This is a genomic window from Streptomyces sp. NPDC094032 (assembly GCF_040303965.1).
GTDB lineage: Bacteria > Actinomycetota > Actinomycetes > Streptomycetales > Streptomycetaceae > Streptomyces.
In genome coordinates, this window is the sequence record NZ_JBEOUE010000005.1 from 132,648 (window position 1) to 148,690 (window position 16,043).

The window sequence follows — 16,043 nt, forward strand, 5'->3', positions numbered from 1 at the left end:
GTCTCGTGAGCAAGCGAATGCGATAGGGCCTCCGGCCCCCTTCTCCATCAACACCCGTACGCGGCACCCCACTTCGCGCTGCCCTGCGGGCCCTTTCACGCCTTTTCGCGCCCTCTTTCCCGCTGGGAGACACCGTCATGTCCGCATGCCCGAACGCCGCCACCGCCACCGCTTCCGCCGCTTCCGGTGAGGCCGTCGAGTCCGCCGACCCCTGCTGCGCCGCCCCGCTGCCGGTCCTCGGCCGGGACGTCACCGTCCCGCTCGTCACCGGCGGCGAGGTCAGCTACGCGGCGCTCGACTACGCCGCCAGCGCCCCGGCCCTCCAGCGCGTCTGGGACGACGTCGCCGCGTACGCCCCGTACTACGGCAGCGTCCACCGCGGCGCCGGCTACCTCTCCCAGCTCTCCACCGACCTCTTCGAGAACAGCCGCGACACCGTCGCCGAGTTCCTCGACTGCCGCCCCGGCGACCAGGTCGTCTTCACCCGCTCCACCACCGACTCGCTCAACCTGCTCGCCCAGGTGATCCCCGCCGGCTGCGAGGTCTTCGTCTTCGAGACCGAGCACCACGCCTCGCTGCTGCCCTGGCGCGACGCCCGGGTCACCTACCTCAACGCGCCGCGCACGCCGCGCCAGGCCGTCGAGACCCTGGAGCGCGCCCTCGCCGACCGCGACCCCCATGGCCCCGCCCTGGTCTGCGTGACCGGCGCCTCCAACGTCACCGGCGAGCTGTGGCCGGTGAAGGAGCTGGCCGCCGCCGCCCACGCGCACGGCGCCCGCATCGTCCTCGACGCCGCCCAGCTCGCGCCCCACCACCCGGTCTCCGTGCAGGAGTTGGACGTCGACTGGGTCGCCTTCTCCGGGCACAAGCTGTACGCCCCGTTCGGCTCCGGCGTCCTCGCCGGACGCGCCGACTGGCTCCAGGACGCCGAGCCCTACCTCGCGGGCGGCGGCGCCTCCCGCAAGGTGGCCCGCCGGGCCGACGGCGGCGTGGACGTGGAGTGGCACACCACCGCCGCCCGCCACGAGGCCGGTTCGCCCAACGTCATCGGCGTCTACTCCATCGCCTCCGCCTGCAAGGCGCTCACCGAGGCCGGCTTCGACCAGCTCGTCGCCCGCGAGCGGCACCTGATCGCCAAGGTCCGCGAGGGTCTGGCCGAGGTGCCCGAGGTGCGGGTGCTCTCGCTCTTCGGCGACGACGCCCCGCGGGTCGGTGTCATCTCCTTCGTCGTGGAGGGCTGGAACAGCTCCCACTTCGCCGCCGCGCTCTCCGCCGAGTACGGCATCGGCGTCCGCGACGGCCTGTTCTGCGCCCACCCGCTGGTGCGCACCCTGCTGGGCAGCGACCCGCAGGACCCGGGCGAGTGCGGCGCCCCGGAGGCGGCCCCCGGCGAGCGCTCCCTCAACGCCATCCGGGTCAGCTTCGGCGCGGGCACGCCCGACGAGCACGTGGAGCGCTTCGTGGGCGCGGTGAAGCGGCTGGTGCGCGAGGGCGCCCAGTGGAAGTACCGCACCGAGGACGGCCGCTGCGTGCCGGACCGCGGCTGAGCTCCCTCCTCCGTACGAGTGAAGACGGGCGCACACGCGTGAAGCCGGCCTCCCGCGGGGGAGAGGCCGGCTTCACGCGTGTCCTTCGGGGCCCTCAGGACTCCAGGCCGATGGCGAAGGCCGCGTCCAGGTCGTTCTGGGAGTAGGCGCGGAAGGCGACATGGGTGTCGGTGCCCTCGACGCCGGGGATCTTGCTGATCTTCCCGGGGATGACATCGGCCAGGTCGTCGTGGCGCCCCACCCGGACCATGGCGATCAGGTCGTACGTCCCGGTCACCGAGAAGACCTCACTGACGCAGTCGATCGCGGCGATGGCCTCCGCGATCTCGGGAATGCGGTCCACGCTGGTCTTGATGAGCACGATCGCGGTGATCACGGCTGGCTTTCTCCCTCGGTGGCCGCGGCTGGTGGTTTCACTTTAACGCCACCTCTGTACCGGCCCCACGCGTAGAGGAAGCCGAGGGCGAACCCCACCACGTGCGCCAGATACGCCACCCCGGGCCCCGCCCCGGCCGAGCGCGCCGCCAGCCACTGGAGCACGAACCAGAAGATCAGCACGATCCAGGCGGGGAAGCGCAGCGGCAGGAAGAAGAGGAAGGGGAAGAGGCTGGTCACCCGGGAGCGCGGGAAGAGGTAGAGGAAGGCCCCGAGCACCCCCGAGATCGCCCCCGACGCCCCCACCAGGGTCTGCTCGCTGTCCGCGTGCGCGGCGGCGTACCCGAACAGGGCCAGGTAGCCGCAGCCCAGGTAGAACAGGGCGAACTCGGCCGGGCCCATCCGCTCCTCGGCCATCGCGCCGAAGACGTACAGGAACAGCATGTTCCCCAGCAGGTGCAGCCAGCTGCCGTGCACGAAGAGCGCGGTCAGCGGGGTGAGCAGCGCGCGCGGCTGCCCGCTCGTCAGCTCGGCCGGGATCACGCCCCAGCGCTCGAAGTACGCGCTCTGCGCCGCGAGCAGCCGGTCGCCGGTGCCGTACCCCGGGTTGAGCCCCGACACCGGGCTCACGGCGAAGAGCAGGACGCACAGCGCGATGAGGCCGTACGTCACGGTCGGCCCGTTCCGGGCCCCCTGCCACGCGCCGAGGGCCGTGCCCCGCCAGTCGATCATGGACAGATCATGGCGTACCGGGGTCGAACTGGACAGAGTGCCTCGCCGTGCCGCGGGGTACCCGGGAGGCCGTAGGGTTACGGGCAGACTTCCGCAGTCCGACGGCGCACCGCGGTCCCGTACAACCCCGGAATTCCAGGGAAAGCCCAGAAAGAGGCGGCACGATGACGACGGTTCCCCTGCCGACCCCGGAGACCCGCTGGCGTTGCACGCTCTGCGGCAACCTGACCCGATTCGACGTCACGCGGTCCTCCAAGGTCGTCGAGTACGTCCATCTGGACCTCGCCGGAGAGCCCAAGGTCGAGGAACGCGAGGTGGTCAGTGAGACCATCGAGTCGGTCCGCTGCCGCTGGTGCAACGCGGTGGACCAGATCGAACTGGTGGACAGGCCGGGTTCCGCTTCCTGAGAAGCGGCCCGGAAGGGCGACGACAGGGAAGTGGGGTGACGGATCGTGGCGCAGCCCGCGCACGGTGAGGAGCCGACGGCCTCGGCGCACGACGCCGCAGAGGCGCTCGACCGGCCGCTGCCCGAGCCTGTACGGCGCAAGGTGGTCGCGCTGGTCGCGGACGCCTTCGGCGGCCTGACCGTCGCCGAGCTGCCCGCCCCGCTGCGCCAGTACGCCCGCTTCACCGCCTCCCGGCGGGCCAAGTTCGCCGGGAACGCGATGGCGGCCGCCCTGGAGAGCGACCCGCTGTTCCGGCAGCGGATCGGCGAGCGCTTCAAGGAGGCGCAGCCCGAGCTGGCCGGCGCCGTCGAGTCCGGCGCCCCGCCCGCCGCCGCCGACCCCGTCGACGTGGCCGCGGCCGCCTATGTGCTGCGGCCGGCCGGCTGGGGCAAGCTGGTCGCCGCCGCCGGCGAGGAGGCCGAGCGCGCCGACGCCGAGCGCGCCGACGAGGCCGGCCGGCGCGAACTCGACCGGCTGCGCGAGGAGGTCGCGCACGCCCGGGAGCGCACCAGGACCGAGACCGAGCAGCTGCGCCACGACCTGGAGGCGGCCCGCAAGGAAGCCGAATCGCTTCACCGCAAGCTGCGCAGCGCCCAGAGCGACGTGAAGCGCGGCGAGGCGGCGCTGCGGCGCGCCCAGGCCGAGATCGACGGCGCCAGGACCGAGGCCGCCGCGCAGGTCTCCGCCGCCGAGAGCGAGAGCCGGCGGCTCAAGTCCCGGCTCGGCGAGGTCGAGGCGGCCCTGGAGGCCAGCCGGCGCGCCGGCCGCGAGGGCCGCTCGGTGGAGGACATGCGGCTGCGGCTGCTCCTGGACACCGTGCTCGACGCCGCCCAGGGGCTGCGCCGCGAACTGGCCCTGCCCCCGGTCTCGATGCACCCCGCGGACACCGTGGACGCGGTGGAGCCGGGCCGGATGTCGCCGAAGGACATCGCGGCGCGCGCCCTGTCCGAGACCGACCCGGCGCTCCTGGACCAGCTGCTCGAACTGCCGCAGGCGCACCTGGTGGTGGACGGCTACAACGTCACCAAGACCGGCTATCCGACGATGCCGCTGGAGAAGCAGCGGCTGCGGCTGCTCGGCGGCCTGTCCGCGCTCGCGGCCCGCTCGGGCGCCGAGGTCACCTGTGTCTTCGACGGGGCCGAGCTCGCCGCGCCGGTGCTGCTCGCGCCGCCGCGCGGGGTGCGGGTGCTGTTCTCCAAGCCCGGTGTCACGGCGGACGAGTTGATCCGTCAGCTGGTGCGGGCCGAGCCGCCGGGCCGTCCGGTCGTGGTGGTCTCCACCGACCGCGAGGTGGCCGACGGGGTCGCCAAGTCCGGTGCGCGCCCGGTCGCGTCCGCCTTGCTGCTGAAGCGGCTTTCGCGCCTCTCGTGAGGCTCGTGACGTCTCGTAACGTCTGCGCCTGATGTCCTTTTTCTGATCCGCGCAGGGTCAAGTGACCATTACTGCCCGTGTGATGTGTGTGAATACTTCGTCGCGCGAGCGAGATTTTGCCTATCGGGATTTGAACTGATCACAAGATGGTCACTAGGGTCGGGGCTCGAACCTTCGCGCGGTTGATCATCCATCCGGGGTGACAGCGGAGGGCCCGCCTGCCGCTCACCCGGTCGGCGGCTGAAGGAAGAAGGAGCTCGCCTTCGTGGCGTCCCACCGTCGTCCCAAGCAGCCGAGCCGCACCCGTGTGACCGTGCTCACCGCGACCGCCGGCCTCGCCGTCGCGATCTCCGCCCAGAGCGGCGCCTCCGCCGCCCCCAAGCCGAAGATCGACGAGGTCAAGTCCAAGGTCGACAAGCTCTACCACGAGGCCGAGGAGGCCACGGAGCAGGCCAACCTGGCGGAAGAGCGCCGCGGCAAGCTCCACAAGGAGATCGGCGCCCTCCAGGACAAGGTCGCCCGCGGCCAGCAGGACCTCAACACCCTGCGCGAGCAGATCGGTTCGGTCGCCAGCGCGCAGTACCGCTCCGGCGGCATCGACCCGGCGCTCCAGCTCTTCCTCTCCGCCGACCCGGACACCTACCTCGACAAGGCGTCCGCGATCGACCAGCTCGGCGCCAAGCAGGCCGACGTGCTCCAGTCGATCCAGGCCAAGCAGCGGACCCTCGCCCAGCAGCGCGCCGAGGCCGCCACCAAGCTGACCGACCTCGAAGACGTCCGCAAGACGCTCAACGAGAAGAAGAACAAGGCCACCGGCAAGCTGGCCGAGGCCCGCAAGCTGCTCAACACGCTGACCGCCGCCGAGCGCTCCAAGATGGAGCAGGAGGAGCAGCGCGCCAGCCGCGCCGCCGGCGAGCGGGTCGAGCTCGGCAACGAGGTGCCCGCCTCGCAGCGCGGCGCCGCCGCCCTCAGCGCCGCCGCCACCCAGATCGGCAAGCCGTACTTCCGCGGCGGCACGGGCCCCGGCTCCTACGACTGCTCGGGTCTGACGCAGTGGGCCTACCGCCAGGCCAACGTCTCGCTCACCCGCACCACCTACACCCAGCAGAACGACGGCGTGAAGATCGGCCGCAGCCAGCTCAAGCCGGGCGACCTGGTCTTCTTCAACAACCTGTCGCACGTGGGCCTGTACGCGGGCAACAACACGATCCTGCACGCCCCGAAGCCGGGCGCCTACGTCCGCTACGAGTCGATGGACTACATGGGCACCTTCCAGTTCGGCGTCCGTATCTGACGCCGACGCGACGGCACCTGCCCTCCGAACGGGTGGTTCGCCGGATCCTGGACTGACGTGACGCCCCGCCGGTGACCTGTGGTCACGGGCGGGGCGTCACTTTCTGTGCCCGGCGGGTTCGTTGGACCTGGGGTGATCACCGGCTACTGTCTGCCGCGCCAGTCCGTCGAACCGAACGGAGCGCGTTCCGTGGCGTCCCACCGACGACCCGCCAGGGTCACCGTCCTCACCGCAGCCGCGGCCACCGCGGCCACGGCCCTCGGTGCCGTCCCCGCGCACGCCGACCCGGGCGCCCCCGGCCCCGAGGCCACCCGCGTCACCGTCGACCGCCTCTTCGAGGAGGCCGAGAAGGCCACCGAGGGCTACAACCAGGCCGACGAGAAGGCCGACGGGCTGCGCAGGACCGTCGCGCTCGCGCGGGACGGCCTCGCCCGCGGCCAGGAGCGCGTCAACCGGATGCGCGGCGCGCTCGGTTCGGTGGCCGGCGCCCAGTACCGCTCCGGCGGCATCGACCCGGCCCTCGCCCTGCTGCTCTCCTCCGACCCGGAGACCTATCTCGACCGGGCCTCCGTCCTCGACCGGGTCACCGCCCGGCAAGGCGCCGCCCTCGCCGAACTCCACCGCGAGCTGCGCAAGCTGGCCCAGGAGCGGACCGAGGCGGGCCGGGCGCTGGCCGAACTGGAGCGCAGCAGGACCGAGGTGGCCCGGCACAAGCGCACCGTCGAGCGGAAGCTGGCCGAGGCCCGCCGGGTGCTCGCCTCGCTCTCCGCCGACGAGCGGGCCGGCTACGACCGGGCCTCCCGCTCGGGCCGGGACTCCCTCGACGAGGAGCTCCCGCCGCTCGCCGACCTCGGCCCCTCCCGGGCCGCCGCCGCGGTGATCGCCGCCCGCAGCGCCATCGGCAGGCCGTATGTGTGGGGCGCCACCGGGCCCTCGGCCTTCGACTGCTCGGGCCTGATGGTCTGGTCGTACCGGCAGGCCGGGATCGCCCTGCCCCGTACCTCCTCCGCGCAGCGGAACGCGGGCCGCCGGGTGCCGCTCTCGCAGGCCCAGCCCGGCGACCTCGTCACGTACCGGGGCGACGCCAGCCATGTGGCGATCTACGCCGGGAACGGGCAGGTCATCCACGCGCCCTACCCGGGGGCCCGGGTCCGCTACGACCCGGTGAACATGATGTCCCACGTCACCGTGACCAGGGTCTGAGCCGCCGCTCCCGACCCGGCGCCGCCGCCGCCCCGTACGATCGGGGGCGTGGCAGGTCAGGGGAGTGGAAGGGCGCGCGGCGCGGCCGGGTGCCTGGCCGTGGCCCTGCTGGTGCTGACCGGCTGTACGGCCCCGGCCCCCGCCGACCCGGCGCCCGGGCAGATCCAGCGCCTGCTCGACCGGCACGCCCGGGCGCTGCTCGACCGCGACGAGGCCGCCTATCTCGCGGCCCTCGACCCCGCCCTCGCCCCGGCCGCCCGCACCGAGTTCGACCGCCTCGCGGCGCTCCCGCTGGGCGGCTGGCGGTACCGGGTCACCGAGGTCGACCGGGCCGCAGGGGGCCGGGCCACCGCCAGGGCCGAGCTCGGCTACCGGATCGAGGGCTACGACTCCGGGCCCGCCACCAGCGAGCGGGTCCTGGAGCTCGCCGAACGCGACGGCCGCTGGTACGTGACCGGCGACCGCCCCGCCGAGGGCGCCCCGCAGCAGCTGTGGCAGCAGGGCGAGGTGCGGACCGTCACGGGTCGGCGCAGCCTCGTCCTCGGCGTGGGCCAGAGCCCCGAGCGGCTGAAGGAGATCGCGGCCGCGGCGGACCGGGCGGTGCCCGCGGTCGAGGGCGCCTGGCACGGGGAGTGGGCGGGCCGGGTGGTGGTCCTGGTGCCCGCCTCGGTCGAGGCGATGGGCGGGCTGCTCGGCGCGCCGGCCGCCTCCTACCGGGGCATCGCGGCCGTCACCACCGGCGAGACCGGCGGCGGCCCGACGGCCCCCGCCGACCGGGTCATCGTCAACCCCGACGCGTACGCCACGCTCGGCTCGTTCGGCCGCCAGCTGGTCCTCACCCACGAGACCACCCATGTCGCGACCCGCGCCCGGACCACGAAGGCCACCCCGGTCTGGCTCTCCGAGGGCTTCGCCGACTGGGTCGCCTACCGGGGCACCGGCCGCACCGCCGCCCAGGCCGCCCCCGAGCTGCGCCGCGCGGTCCAGGCGGGCGAGGCGCCGGCCGCCCTGCCCGGCGACGCGGACTTCACCTTCGGCGGCGACGCGGACGCGATGGCCCGCGCCTACGAGGGCGGCTGGCTGGCCTGCGAGCTGGTCGCCGAGCGGTGGGGCGAGGCGAAGCTGACCGCGTTCTACCGGGCGGTCGGCGCCCACCCGCAGCGCGAGGGCGCGCTGGAGAAGGCCCTGAAGGACGTCCTCGGCACCACCCCGGAGGAGTTCACGGCGAGCTGGCGCGCGTACGTGGGGGAGCGGCTGGCCTAGGCCGTCCCCTCCGCCGTCCGGCGGTCCAGCTCCGCCAGGGCCTCGGTGAGCCAGGCCTGCTCCTCCGTGCCCGTCGCCCGGGCGATCCGCAGCATCCCGCGCCGGAACAGATCGGGCTCCTGCTCGGCGCGGACCGGTGCGCCGTCCGCGTAGAAGAAGCTGGTCGGGGCGGTGAGGAAGGCCTGGCGGCGGCGGAGCACGGCGGCCTGCCCGGCCGGGTCGGGCAGCCGGCCCAGGAACGAGAGCAGCGTGAAGAAGCGCTGCCCGTCGCTGATCTCGATGTCCTTGGGGGAGCGCAGCCGGGCGAAGAGCTCGGCGCGGCCCTCGTCGGTGAGCGAGAGGGTGCGGCGGGGGGCCGCGCCCGCGCCCGGCTCCGTACGGCTGTCGACCAGGCCGTTCTTCACCAGCCGGCTGATCGCCGGGTAGAGCGCGCCGTCGCTCACCGGGCTCTCGAACTCCTCGCCGGGGTCGCCGCCGGTGTCATCAACATGGTCTGGGTCGCCCGCCTCGGCGGGGACGCCGCCGTCGCCGTCGCCACCAACGTCGAGAACCTGCTCCTCGGCGTCGTCCTCATGGCCGCCTCCGGCACCACCGTCCTGGTCGCCCGCGCCAGAGGAGCGGACGACCCCGGGGCGCTGCGCTCCGCCGTCCGGGGCGGCGCCGCCCTCGGCGCGCTGCTCGTGCCGCCCGTCGCCCTCGGCGGCTACCTGCTGCGCGACCCGCTCGCCGCGCTCCTGCTCGGCGGCGCGGACCACCCGGCCCACGCCCTCGCGACCGCCTACTTCGCGATCTCGCTGCCCGGCACCGCCGTCTTCTTCGCCACCACCGTCCTCGACGGCGTCCTCAAGGGCACCGGCGACACCCGCACCCCCATGCGGCTCGCCTTCCTCGCCAACGGGCTGATCCTGGTCCTCGACCCGCTGCTCGTGCACGCGTACGGAGTGGAGGGCGCCGCCGTCTCCACGGTCGTCGGCCGCACCGCCGCCCTCGCCGTAGGACTGCTCGTGCTGCGCCGCAACGCGCTCCTGCGGGCCGCCCGCGCCGCCCGCCCGGCCGTCACCACCCCGACCGCCCTGCGCCGCACCGCCGCCACCGGGCTGCCCATGTCCGTCGACTTCGTCGTCCGCATGGCCGGGGCGCTCGCCCTGATCTCCGTCGTCGCCCGCCTCGGCGTCACCGAGATCGCCGCCTACGGCATCGCCACCAAGGCCATGTACGTCGCCACCATGGCCTTCTACGCGGTCCGGCAGGCCGCGTCGATCCACACCGCCCATCTGCTCGGCGCCGGGAAGGACGAGCGGCGGGCCGTCGGACGGCATGCCCTCGTCCTGGGCGCCCTCCTCGGCACCGGCGCGGCCCTCCTGCTCCTCGCGGCGGCCGGACCGGTCATGCGCGGCTTCGGCGCGGAGCCCGCCGTGGCCGACGCGGGGGCGCTGTTCCTGCGCTGCCTCGGGCCGTACCTGCTCCTGATGGCCGGGTTCATCGCCCTGGCGGGGGTCTTCGAGGGCAGCGGCGGCTCACCCCGGCTGGCCAGGATCACCGTCGCCGGGGTCCTCGTCCAGCTCCCCCTCGCGTACGTCCTGTCGGCGGCCCTCGGACTCGCCGGGGTCTGCCTGGCCATGGCGCTCGCGATGGCGGGCCAGTGCGCGGCGCTCGGGCTGCTGCGCCGCCGCGCCCACGGCGGCGGGGCGACGGCGGACCGTCAGGAGGAGGCCGCGACCGGGGTCTTCTCGCGCTCCGGCTGAGCCTGGACCGGCACCGGCGTCAGACGCGGCTCGGTGACCGTCTGCCGCCACAGGATCCGGCAGGCGGAGAGGGTGGCGGCGACCAGCAGCCCGTTGCGGACCAGGAGCAGCGCGATGCCCAGCGGGTCGCTGTGCGAGACGTGCGAGAACCACACCGGGAACTCGAACTGCGTCACCGCCGTCGCCCACAGCACCAGATGGGCGGGCCTGCGCATCCGGCTCGCCCGGTAGACCAGGCACACCGCCGCCAGACCCACCAGCCAGATCATGTACTGGGGGCTGATCACCCGGCTCGTCGTGACGAACAGCAGCAGCGCCACGAATGCCGCGTCCGCCGTCGTGGTCGTCGAGAAGACACGGGTCCGCAGCCGCCACACGAGGAGCCAGCCGAAGGCGACGAAGGTCAGCACCATCGCCGCCGTGGACACCGCCGAGACTCCCGGGCCGAGGAACTCGATCGAGCCGTAGTTCATCCGCGCCTCGCCCGACCAGCCGAAGTGCTTGGCCACGTGGAAGACCAGCGCGCCCAGCGACTCGACCTCGGTGCCCCGGTCCCGCTGGAAGCCCAGGAAGGCGAGCGCCCCGGGCGCCGCCAGCACGCACAGCAGCAGCACCCCGGCCGCAGTCCCGGCCGCCGCGGGCCAGGCGCGCAGGGTGGCCCGGCCCCGCGCGGTGCCCGCGAGCAGCAGCACCGGCCAGACCTTCAGCATCGCGCCGAACCCGGCGAGCGCGCCCAGCACGGCGGGCCTGCGCACCGCCGCGAGGAGGCCCGCCACCGCCACGGCCGTCACCATCAGGTCGTAGCGCGCGTACGCGGTCGGCCCGAGCAGCGCGACACCGGCGATCCACAGCCACGCCCCGCGCGACGAGCGGCCCGGCCGCCGGCCCGCGTACAGCAGCAGGCCGAAGACGAACGCGTCGCACACCAGGCTGAGCACGAAGAAGGCGGCCGAGTAGCCGAGGAAGGGCAGCAGCGCGGGGGAGAGGATCGCGAGCGCGGCGGCCGGCGGGTACTGCCAGGTGACGTCGTCCAGCGGATACGTGCCGCCCCGCAGCACCTCGTACCAGCCCTGGTAGATCTGCTCGACGTCGCTCGTCACGTCCGGGCCCGGGATGACCACGACCTTGAAGACGCAGAGCAGCAGCAGGACCCGGGTGAGCGCCCAGATGCCGAGCGGCAGCCGCAGCCCGTCGCGGGCCACCTCGCGCGCCAGCGCGCCCCGTCCGAGGCGGTCCGGTGCCGTCGTGCCCACTGCGCCCGTCATACCTGTCCTGTTCCTGTCCGTCGGTCCGCCGGGGCGGAGGGTGGTGCTGCCGGGCTGAGGGCGCGGTCGCGGTACTGTCGGCCACGATGCACAAGACCCTGATCGTAACGAACGACTTCCCGCCGCGCCCCGGCGGAATCCAGGCCTTCCTGCACAACATGGCGCTGCGGCTCGATCCCGACCGGATCGTGGTCTACGCCTCCACGTGGAAGCGGAGCCGCGAGGGGATCGAGGCGACCGCCGCGTTCGACGCGGAACAGCCTTTCACGGTGGTCCGCGACCGCACCACCATGCTGCTGCCGACCCCCCGGGTCACCGCCCGTGCCACCGCGCTGCTGCGCGAGCACGGCTGCGAGTCCGTCTGGTTCGGCGCGGCCGCCCCGCTCGGCCTGATGGCCCCCGCCCTGCGGCGCGCCGGAGCCCGCCGCCTGGTCGCCACCACCCACGGCCACGAGGCGGGCTGGGCCCAGCTGCCGGCCTCCCGGCAGCTGCTGCGGCGGATCGGCGAGGGCACCGACACGATCACCTACCTCGGCGAGTACACCCGCTCCCGGATCGCCGCCGCGCTCACCCCGGCCGCCGCCGCGCGCATGGTCCAGCTCCCGCCGGGCGTCGACGAGAAGACCTTCCACCCCGACTCGGGCGGCGCCGAGGTGCGCGAGCGGCTCGGGCTCAGCGACCGCCCGGTGGTCGTGTGCGTCTCCCGGCTGGTGCCGCGCAAGGGCCAGGACACCCTGATCCTCGCCATGCCCGAGATCCTGCGCCGGGTGCCGGACGCCGTCCTGCTGATCGTCGGCGGCGGCCCGTACGAGCAGGAGCTGCGCAAGCTGGCGGCCCGTACCGGCGTGACCGGATCCGTGCGCTTCACCGGCGCCGTGCCGTGGGCGGAGCTGCCCGCGCACTACGGGGCGGGCGACGTCTTCGCGATGCCCTGCCGCACCCGGCGCGGCGGGCTCGACGTCGAGGGCCTCGGCATCGTCTACCTGGAGGCCTCGGCCACCGGCCTTCCGGTCGTCGCGGGCGACTCGGGCGGCGCCCCGGACGCCGTCCTCGACGGCGAGACCGGCTGGGTGGTCCGGGGCGGCGTCCCCGAGGAGACCGCCGACCGCGTCGCCACCCTGCTCCTCGACCCCGAGCTGCGCGCCCGTATGGGCGAGCGCGGCCGGGCCTGGGTCGAGGAGCGCTGGCGCTGGGACCTGCTGGCCGAGCGGCTGCGGGAACTGCTGTAGGGCCTCTGCCGGGCCCGACCGGCTACCCGCCCGGCTCTAGCCGGGCAGGTAGTCGGTCAGCGCGCACCCGTCGACGAGCAGCTTCTCGTTCCGGTAGCCGTCGGGGACCTTGAAGTCCTTCTCGCAGGTGAAGAGCAGCACGTCGGAGGCGAGCAGGGCCTTCGCGGTCTTCTCGTCGCCCGGGTAGAGCGCGAAGTTCTGCCCGACGAGCACCCGCACGCCCTTGCCCTTGGCCGCGGCGGCCTTGTTGGCCTGCTGGAACTTCTCCATGTCGGAGACGGACAGCAGCGTCACGGTGTCCCGGTCGTCGTCGCCGCAGACCCCGCGCCCGGATATCGCCCAGGCCGGGTCCGCGGACTGCTCGCGCATGGCGCCGCCGCCGTTGGTGCGCAGGTCGCTGCACATGGTGTGCGCGCCGACCAGTTTCTCCATCGCCGCCATGTCGTCGGCCGCGGGCAGCCCGGCGTCCTCTCCCCAGGTGCTGCCGCACCCGGTGAGCGTGACGAGGGCGGTGAGTGCCGCGCCCAGGACGGCGGCGGTGCGCTTGACCCGCATGACTCCCTGCTTCCGTTTCGTATCGGTGTGGTGGCGTCTGACGGAATCGTCCGGTCCGGGCCCGACGCGCGCGAACGCCCCCGGCCGGCCCGCGACGCGGGCCCGCCAGGGGCGCTCTGAGGCCTCGTCAGCCCCGGTAGATCGCCTCGATCTCGTCGGCGAAGTCCTTCGCCACCACGTTCCGCTTCAGCTTCAGCGACGGGGTGATGTGCCCCGCCTCCTCGGTGAACTGCGCGGACAGGATACGGAACTTCCGCACCGACTCCGCCTTCGAGACCGCCGCGTTGCCGTCGTCCACCGCGCGCTGCACCTCCGCGAGCAGCTCCGGGTCCTCGCGCAGCGACGCCGCCGTCGAGCCGGCCGGCTTGCCGTGCTCGGACGCCCAGCGGCCCAGGAACTCCTCGTCGATGGTGACGAGCGCGCCCACGAACGGGCGCCCGTCGCCGACCACCATGCACTCGGCGACCAGGGCGTGCGCCCGGATCCGGTCCTCGATGACCGCCGGGGCGACGTTCTTGCCGCCCGCCGTCACCAGGATCTCCTTCTTGCGGCCGGTGATCGCGAGATAGCCGTCCTCGTCGAGGGTGCCGATGTCACCGGTGTGGAACCAGCCGTCCGCCAGCGCCTCGGCCGTCGCGGCCTCGTTGTTCCAGTAGCCGGAGAAGATGTGCTCGCCGTGCAGCAGCACCTCGCCGTCGTCGGCGATCCGCACCACCGAGCCCGGCAGCGGCTGCCCCACGGTGCCGATCTTCTGCCGGTCCCAGGGGTTGAACGCGGTCGCCGCGCAGGACTCCGTCAGGCCGTAGCCCTCCAGGACCGTGAAGCCGATGCCCCGGAAGAAGTGCCCGAGCCGCTCGCCCAGCGGCGCGCCGCCCGAGATCGCGTACTCGCCCCGGCCGCCGAGGACCGCGCGCAGCTTCGAGTAGACCAGCTTGTCGAAGACCTTGTGCTTCAGCTTCAGGCCGAACGACGGGCCCTGCGGGGTGCTCAGCGCCCGGCTGTACGCGATGGCCGTGTGCGCGGCCTTGTCGAAGATCTTGCCCTTGCCGTCCGCCTGCGCCTTGGCCCGCGCCGAGTTGTAGACCTTCTCGAAGACCCGGGGCACACCGAGGATCAGCGTCGGCCGGAAGGAGGCCAGCTCGTCGGTGAGGTTCTTGATGTCGGGCAGGCAGCCCAGCTTGATCGGCGCCATCACGGAGGCGACCTCGACCAGCCGGCCGAAGACGTGCGCGGCCGGCAGGAACAGCAGGACCGAGCACTCGCCCGTACGGAACAGCGGCTTCAGCCGCTCGACGACGTTGCCGCACTCGGCGAAGAAGGCGCGGTGGGTCAGCACACAGCCCTTGGGGCGGCCCGTGGTGCCCGAGGTGTAGACGATCGTCGCCGGGTCGTCCGCGTGCGCGGTGGACATCCGGCGGTCCAGCTCCTCGTCGGAGACCTCCGCACCGGTCTCCGTCAGGCGGGCCACGGCGTCCGCCTCGATCTGCCAGATGCCCTTGAGGTCCGGCAGCGCCGCCCGGACCGACGCCAGCGACGCCTCGTGCGCGGCGGACTCGACGAGGGCGAGCGAGGCGCCCGAGTCGCCGAGGATCCACTGGATCTGCTCCGGCGAGCTGGTCTCGTACACCGGCACCGTCACGGCGCCCGCGCTCCAGATCGCGAAGTCGAGGAGGACCCACTCGTAGCGGGTGCGGGAGAGCAGCGCGACCCGGTCGCCGGCCTCGACGCCCGCCGCGATGAGGCCCTTGGCGGCCCCGCGGACCTCGGCGAGGAACTGCTTGGCGGTGACGTCCTCCCAGCCGCCGGCCACCTTGCGTCCCATGACCGCGACGTCTGGGTGCTGTGCGGCGTTGCGGCGGATGAGATCCGTCAGGTTGCCGTCCGTGGGGACCTCGTACAGGGCCGGAAGGCTGAACTCGCGCAAGACTGCTGCTCCTCATCGGGCGCCGGCGCCACGGCTCTGTGTGATGCGTCGGTGCGGTCCAAGATCGGGCAGGTGCTCAGTGGGGGTGAGCACGACCGGACTGCCCGGACGTTACCCATCAGTACGCGGTTCCGGAAAGGGGGTCCTGGCCAGATGTTCCATGCGTCACACGTGTATGGCGTTGCTCCGCGCACAGTAATCCACCGCTTTCCCGACTCGGAAGTAACCGCAGGTCCGACCGGCCGCCCACCACCCGACAGGCCCCGCCCCCTACCCTGACGCCATGAGGATCAACGTGGTGAGCGACGTGCACGGCAACACCGGGGCCCTCGCCAAGGCCGGGGAGGGCGCCGACGCCCTGATATGCCTCGGCGACCTGGTGCTCTTCCTCGACTACGCCGACCACGCGCGCGGCATCTTCCCCGACCTCTTCGGCGTCGAGAACGCCGACCTCATCGTCGAGCTGCGCACCGCCCGCCGCTTCGACGAGGCCCGCGACCTCGGCCGCCGGCTCTGGGGCGAGCTCGGCATCGACCGCGCCACCGCCATCGAGTCCGCCGTCCGCCGCCAGTACGCCGAGATGTTCGCCGCCCTGCCCACCCCCACGTACGCCACCTACGGCAACGTCGACATCCCCGGCCTCTGGCCCGAGTACGCCCGCCCCGGCACCACCGTCCTCGACGGCGACCGCGTCGAGCTCGGCGGCCTCGTCTTCGGCTTCGTCGGCGGCGGCCTGCACAGCCCCATGCGCACCCCCTACGAGATCTCCGAGGAGGAGTACGCGGCCAAGGTCGAGGCCCTCGGCGAGGTCGACGTGCTCTGCTCCCACATCCCGCCGGACGTCCCCGAGCTCACCTACGACACCGTCGCCCGCCGCTTCGAACGCGGCAGCCGCGCCCTCCTCGCCGCCATCCACCGGGTCCGCCCCCGCTACGCCCTCTTCGGCCATGTCCACCAGCCGCTCGCCCGCCGGATGCGGATCGGCGCGACCGAGTGCGTGAACGTCGGCCACTTCGCCGCGACCGGCCGCCCGTGGACGCTGGAGTGGTGACGGAAGCCCGATGACGGCGCGATAGCCTTCTGACAGATACGAC

Annotated in this window: 14 protein-coding genes and 1 pseudogene; 9 read left to right on the forward strand and 6 right to left on the reverse strand. The window is 73.6% G+C overall.

The window, feature by feature from the left end; translation table 11 throughout:
• The first annotated feature begins 137 nt into the window (after nt 1-137).
• A complete protein-coding gene (locus tag ABTZ54_RS10210; protein ID WP_351659507.1) occupies nt 138-1,547 on the forward strand; it encodes an aminotransferase class V-fold PLP-dependent enzyme in 1,410 nt (469 codons plus the stop codon).
• Between the two features lie 94 nt (nt 1,548-1,641).
• On the opposite strand, the gene ABTZ54_RS10215 is transcribed toward ABTZ54_RS10210, so the two are convergent.
• Both ABTZ54_RS10215 and ABTZ54_RS10220 read right to left on the reverse strand, forming a co-directional pair.
• Nucleotides 1,642-1,923 carry an Lrp/AsnC family transcriptional regulator gene (locus tag ABTZ54_RS10215; RefSeq protein WP_351659509.1) on the reverse strand — a complete coding sequence of 94 codons (282 nt, stop codon included), beginning with the start codon at nt 1,921-1,923 and terminating at the stop codon, nt 1,642-1,644.
• Nucleotides 1,920-2,654, reverse strand: coding sequence for a rhomboid family intramembrane serine protease (locus ABTZ54_RS10220; protein WP_351659512.1), 735 nt, complete (start codon nt 2,652-2,654; stop codon nt 1,920-1,922). The genes ABTZ54_RS10215 and ABTZ54_RS10220 overlap by 4 nt, the downstream gene beginning before the upstream one ends.
• Nucleotides 2,655-2,818: 164 nt before the next feature.
• Between ABTZ54_RS10220 and ABTZ54_RS10225 the strand changes: the two genes are divergently transcribed.
• The 5 genes from ABTZ54_RS10225 (at nt 2,819) to ABTZ54_RS10245 (ending at nt 8,231) form a co-directional block, all read left to right on the forward strand.
• Nucleotides 2,819-3,061 (forward strand): hypothetical protein, encoded by a 243-nt coding sequence (locus ABTZ54_RS10225; protein WP_046908952.1) that lies wholly within the window; start codon nt 2,819-2,821, stop codon nt 3,059-3,061.
• A gap of 45 nt (nt 3,062-3,106) precedes the next feature.
• The gene (locus ABTZ54_RS10230; RefSeq protein ID WP_351659515.1) at nt 3,107-4,471 is read left to right on the forward strand and encodes an NYN domain-containing protein; all 1,365 of its coding nucleotides are present in this window, start codon (nt 3,107-3,109) and stop codon (nt 4,469-4,471) included.
• Between the two features lie 265 nt (nt 4,472-4,736).
• Complete coding sequence (locus ABTZ54_RS10235) at nt 4,737-5,765, forward strand: C40 family peptidase (protein WP_351659518.1); 1,029 nt, start codon at nt 4,737-4,739, stop codon at nt 5,763-5,765.
• Between the two features lie 189 nt (nt 5,766-5,954).
• Entirely contained in the window at nt 5,955-6,968 is a 1,014-nt protein-coding gene (locus ABTZ54_RS10240; RefSeq protein ID WP_351659521.1) for a C40 family peptidase, read from the forward strand.
• A 48-nt stretch (nt 6,969-7,016) separates the two neighbouring features.
• The gene (locus ABTZ54_RS10245) at nt 7,017-8,231 is read left to right on the forward strand and encodes a hypothetical protein (protein ID WP_351659523.1); all 1,215 of its coding nucleotides are present in this window, start codon (nt 7,017-7,019) and stop codon (nt 8,229-8,231) included.
• On the opposite strand, the pseudogene ABTZ54_RS10250 reads toward ABTZ54_RS10245, so the two are convergent.
• Nucleotides 8,228-8,677 (reverse strand): annotated as a pseudogene (locus tag ABTZ54_RS10250) (PadR family transcriptional regulator); the annotation flags it as partial. The gene ABTZ54_RS10245 and the pseudogene ABTZ54_RS10250 sit on opposite strands and share 4 nt — an antisense overlap.
• 42 nt (nt 8,678-8,719) lie before the next feature.
• On the opposite strand from ABTZ54_RS10250, the gene ABTZ54_RS10255 reads away from it, so the two are divergent.
• A complete protein-coding gene (locus tag ABTZ54_RS10255; protein ID WP_502997218.1) occupies nt 8,720-9,976 on the forward strand; it encodes an MATE family efflux transporter in 1,257 nt (418 codons plus the stop codon).
• Here the strand turns inward: ABTZ54_RS10255 and ABTZ54_RS10260 are convergent.
• Nucleotides 9,934-11,241, reverse strand: coding sequence for a glycosyltransferase 87 family protein (locus ABTZ54_RS10260; protein WP_351659526.1), 1,308 nt, complete (start codon nt 11,239-11,241; stop codon nt 9,934-9,936). The two genes, ABTZ54_RS10255 and ABTZ54_RS10260, sit on opposite strands and share 43 nt — an antisense overlap.
• Nucleotides 11,242-11,327: 86 nt before the next feature.
• Between ABTZ54_RS10260 and ABTZ54_RS10265 the strand changes: the two genes are divergently transcribed.
• Nucleotides 11,328-12,470 (forward strand): glycosyltransferase family 4 protein, encoded by a 1,143-nt coding sequence (locus tag ABTZ54_RS10265; protein ID WP_351659529.1) that lies wholly within the window; start codon nt 11,328-11,330, stop codon nt 12,468-12,470.
• A 36-nt stretch (nt 12,471-12,506) separates the two neighbouring features.
• Here ABTZ54_RS10265 and ABTZ54_RS10270 read toward each other — a convergent pair whose 3' ends face one another.
• Together ABTZ54_RS10270 and ABTZ54_RS10275 are read right to left on the reverse strand one after the other, a co-directional pair.
• A complete protein-coding gene (locus ABTZ54_RS10270) occupies nt 12,507-13,025 on the reverse strand; it encodes a hypothetical protein (protein WP_351659532.1) in 519 nt (172 codons plus the stop codon).
• Nucleotides 13,026-13,152: 127 nt separating this feature from the next.
• Nucleotides 13,153-14,949 carry an AMP-dependent synthetase/ligase gene (locus ABTZ54_RS10275; RefSeq protein WP_351659534.1) on the reverse strand — a complete coding sequence of 599 codons (1,797 nt, stop codon included), beginning with the start codon at nt 14,947-14,949 and terminating at the stop codon, nt 13,153-13,155.
• Nucleotides 14,950-15,244: 295 nt separating this feature from the next.
• Here ABTZ54_RS10275 and ABTZ54_RS10280 point away from each other — a divergent pair, with 295 nt between their 5' ends.
• Nucleotides 15,245-16,000, forward strand: coding sequence for a metallophosphoesterase family protein (locus tag ABTZ54_RS10280; RefSeq protein ID WP_351659951.1), 756 nt, complete (start codon nt 15,245-15,247; stop codon nt 15,998-16,000).
• Nucleotides 16,001-16,043 lie beyond the last annotated feature (43 nt).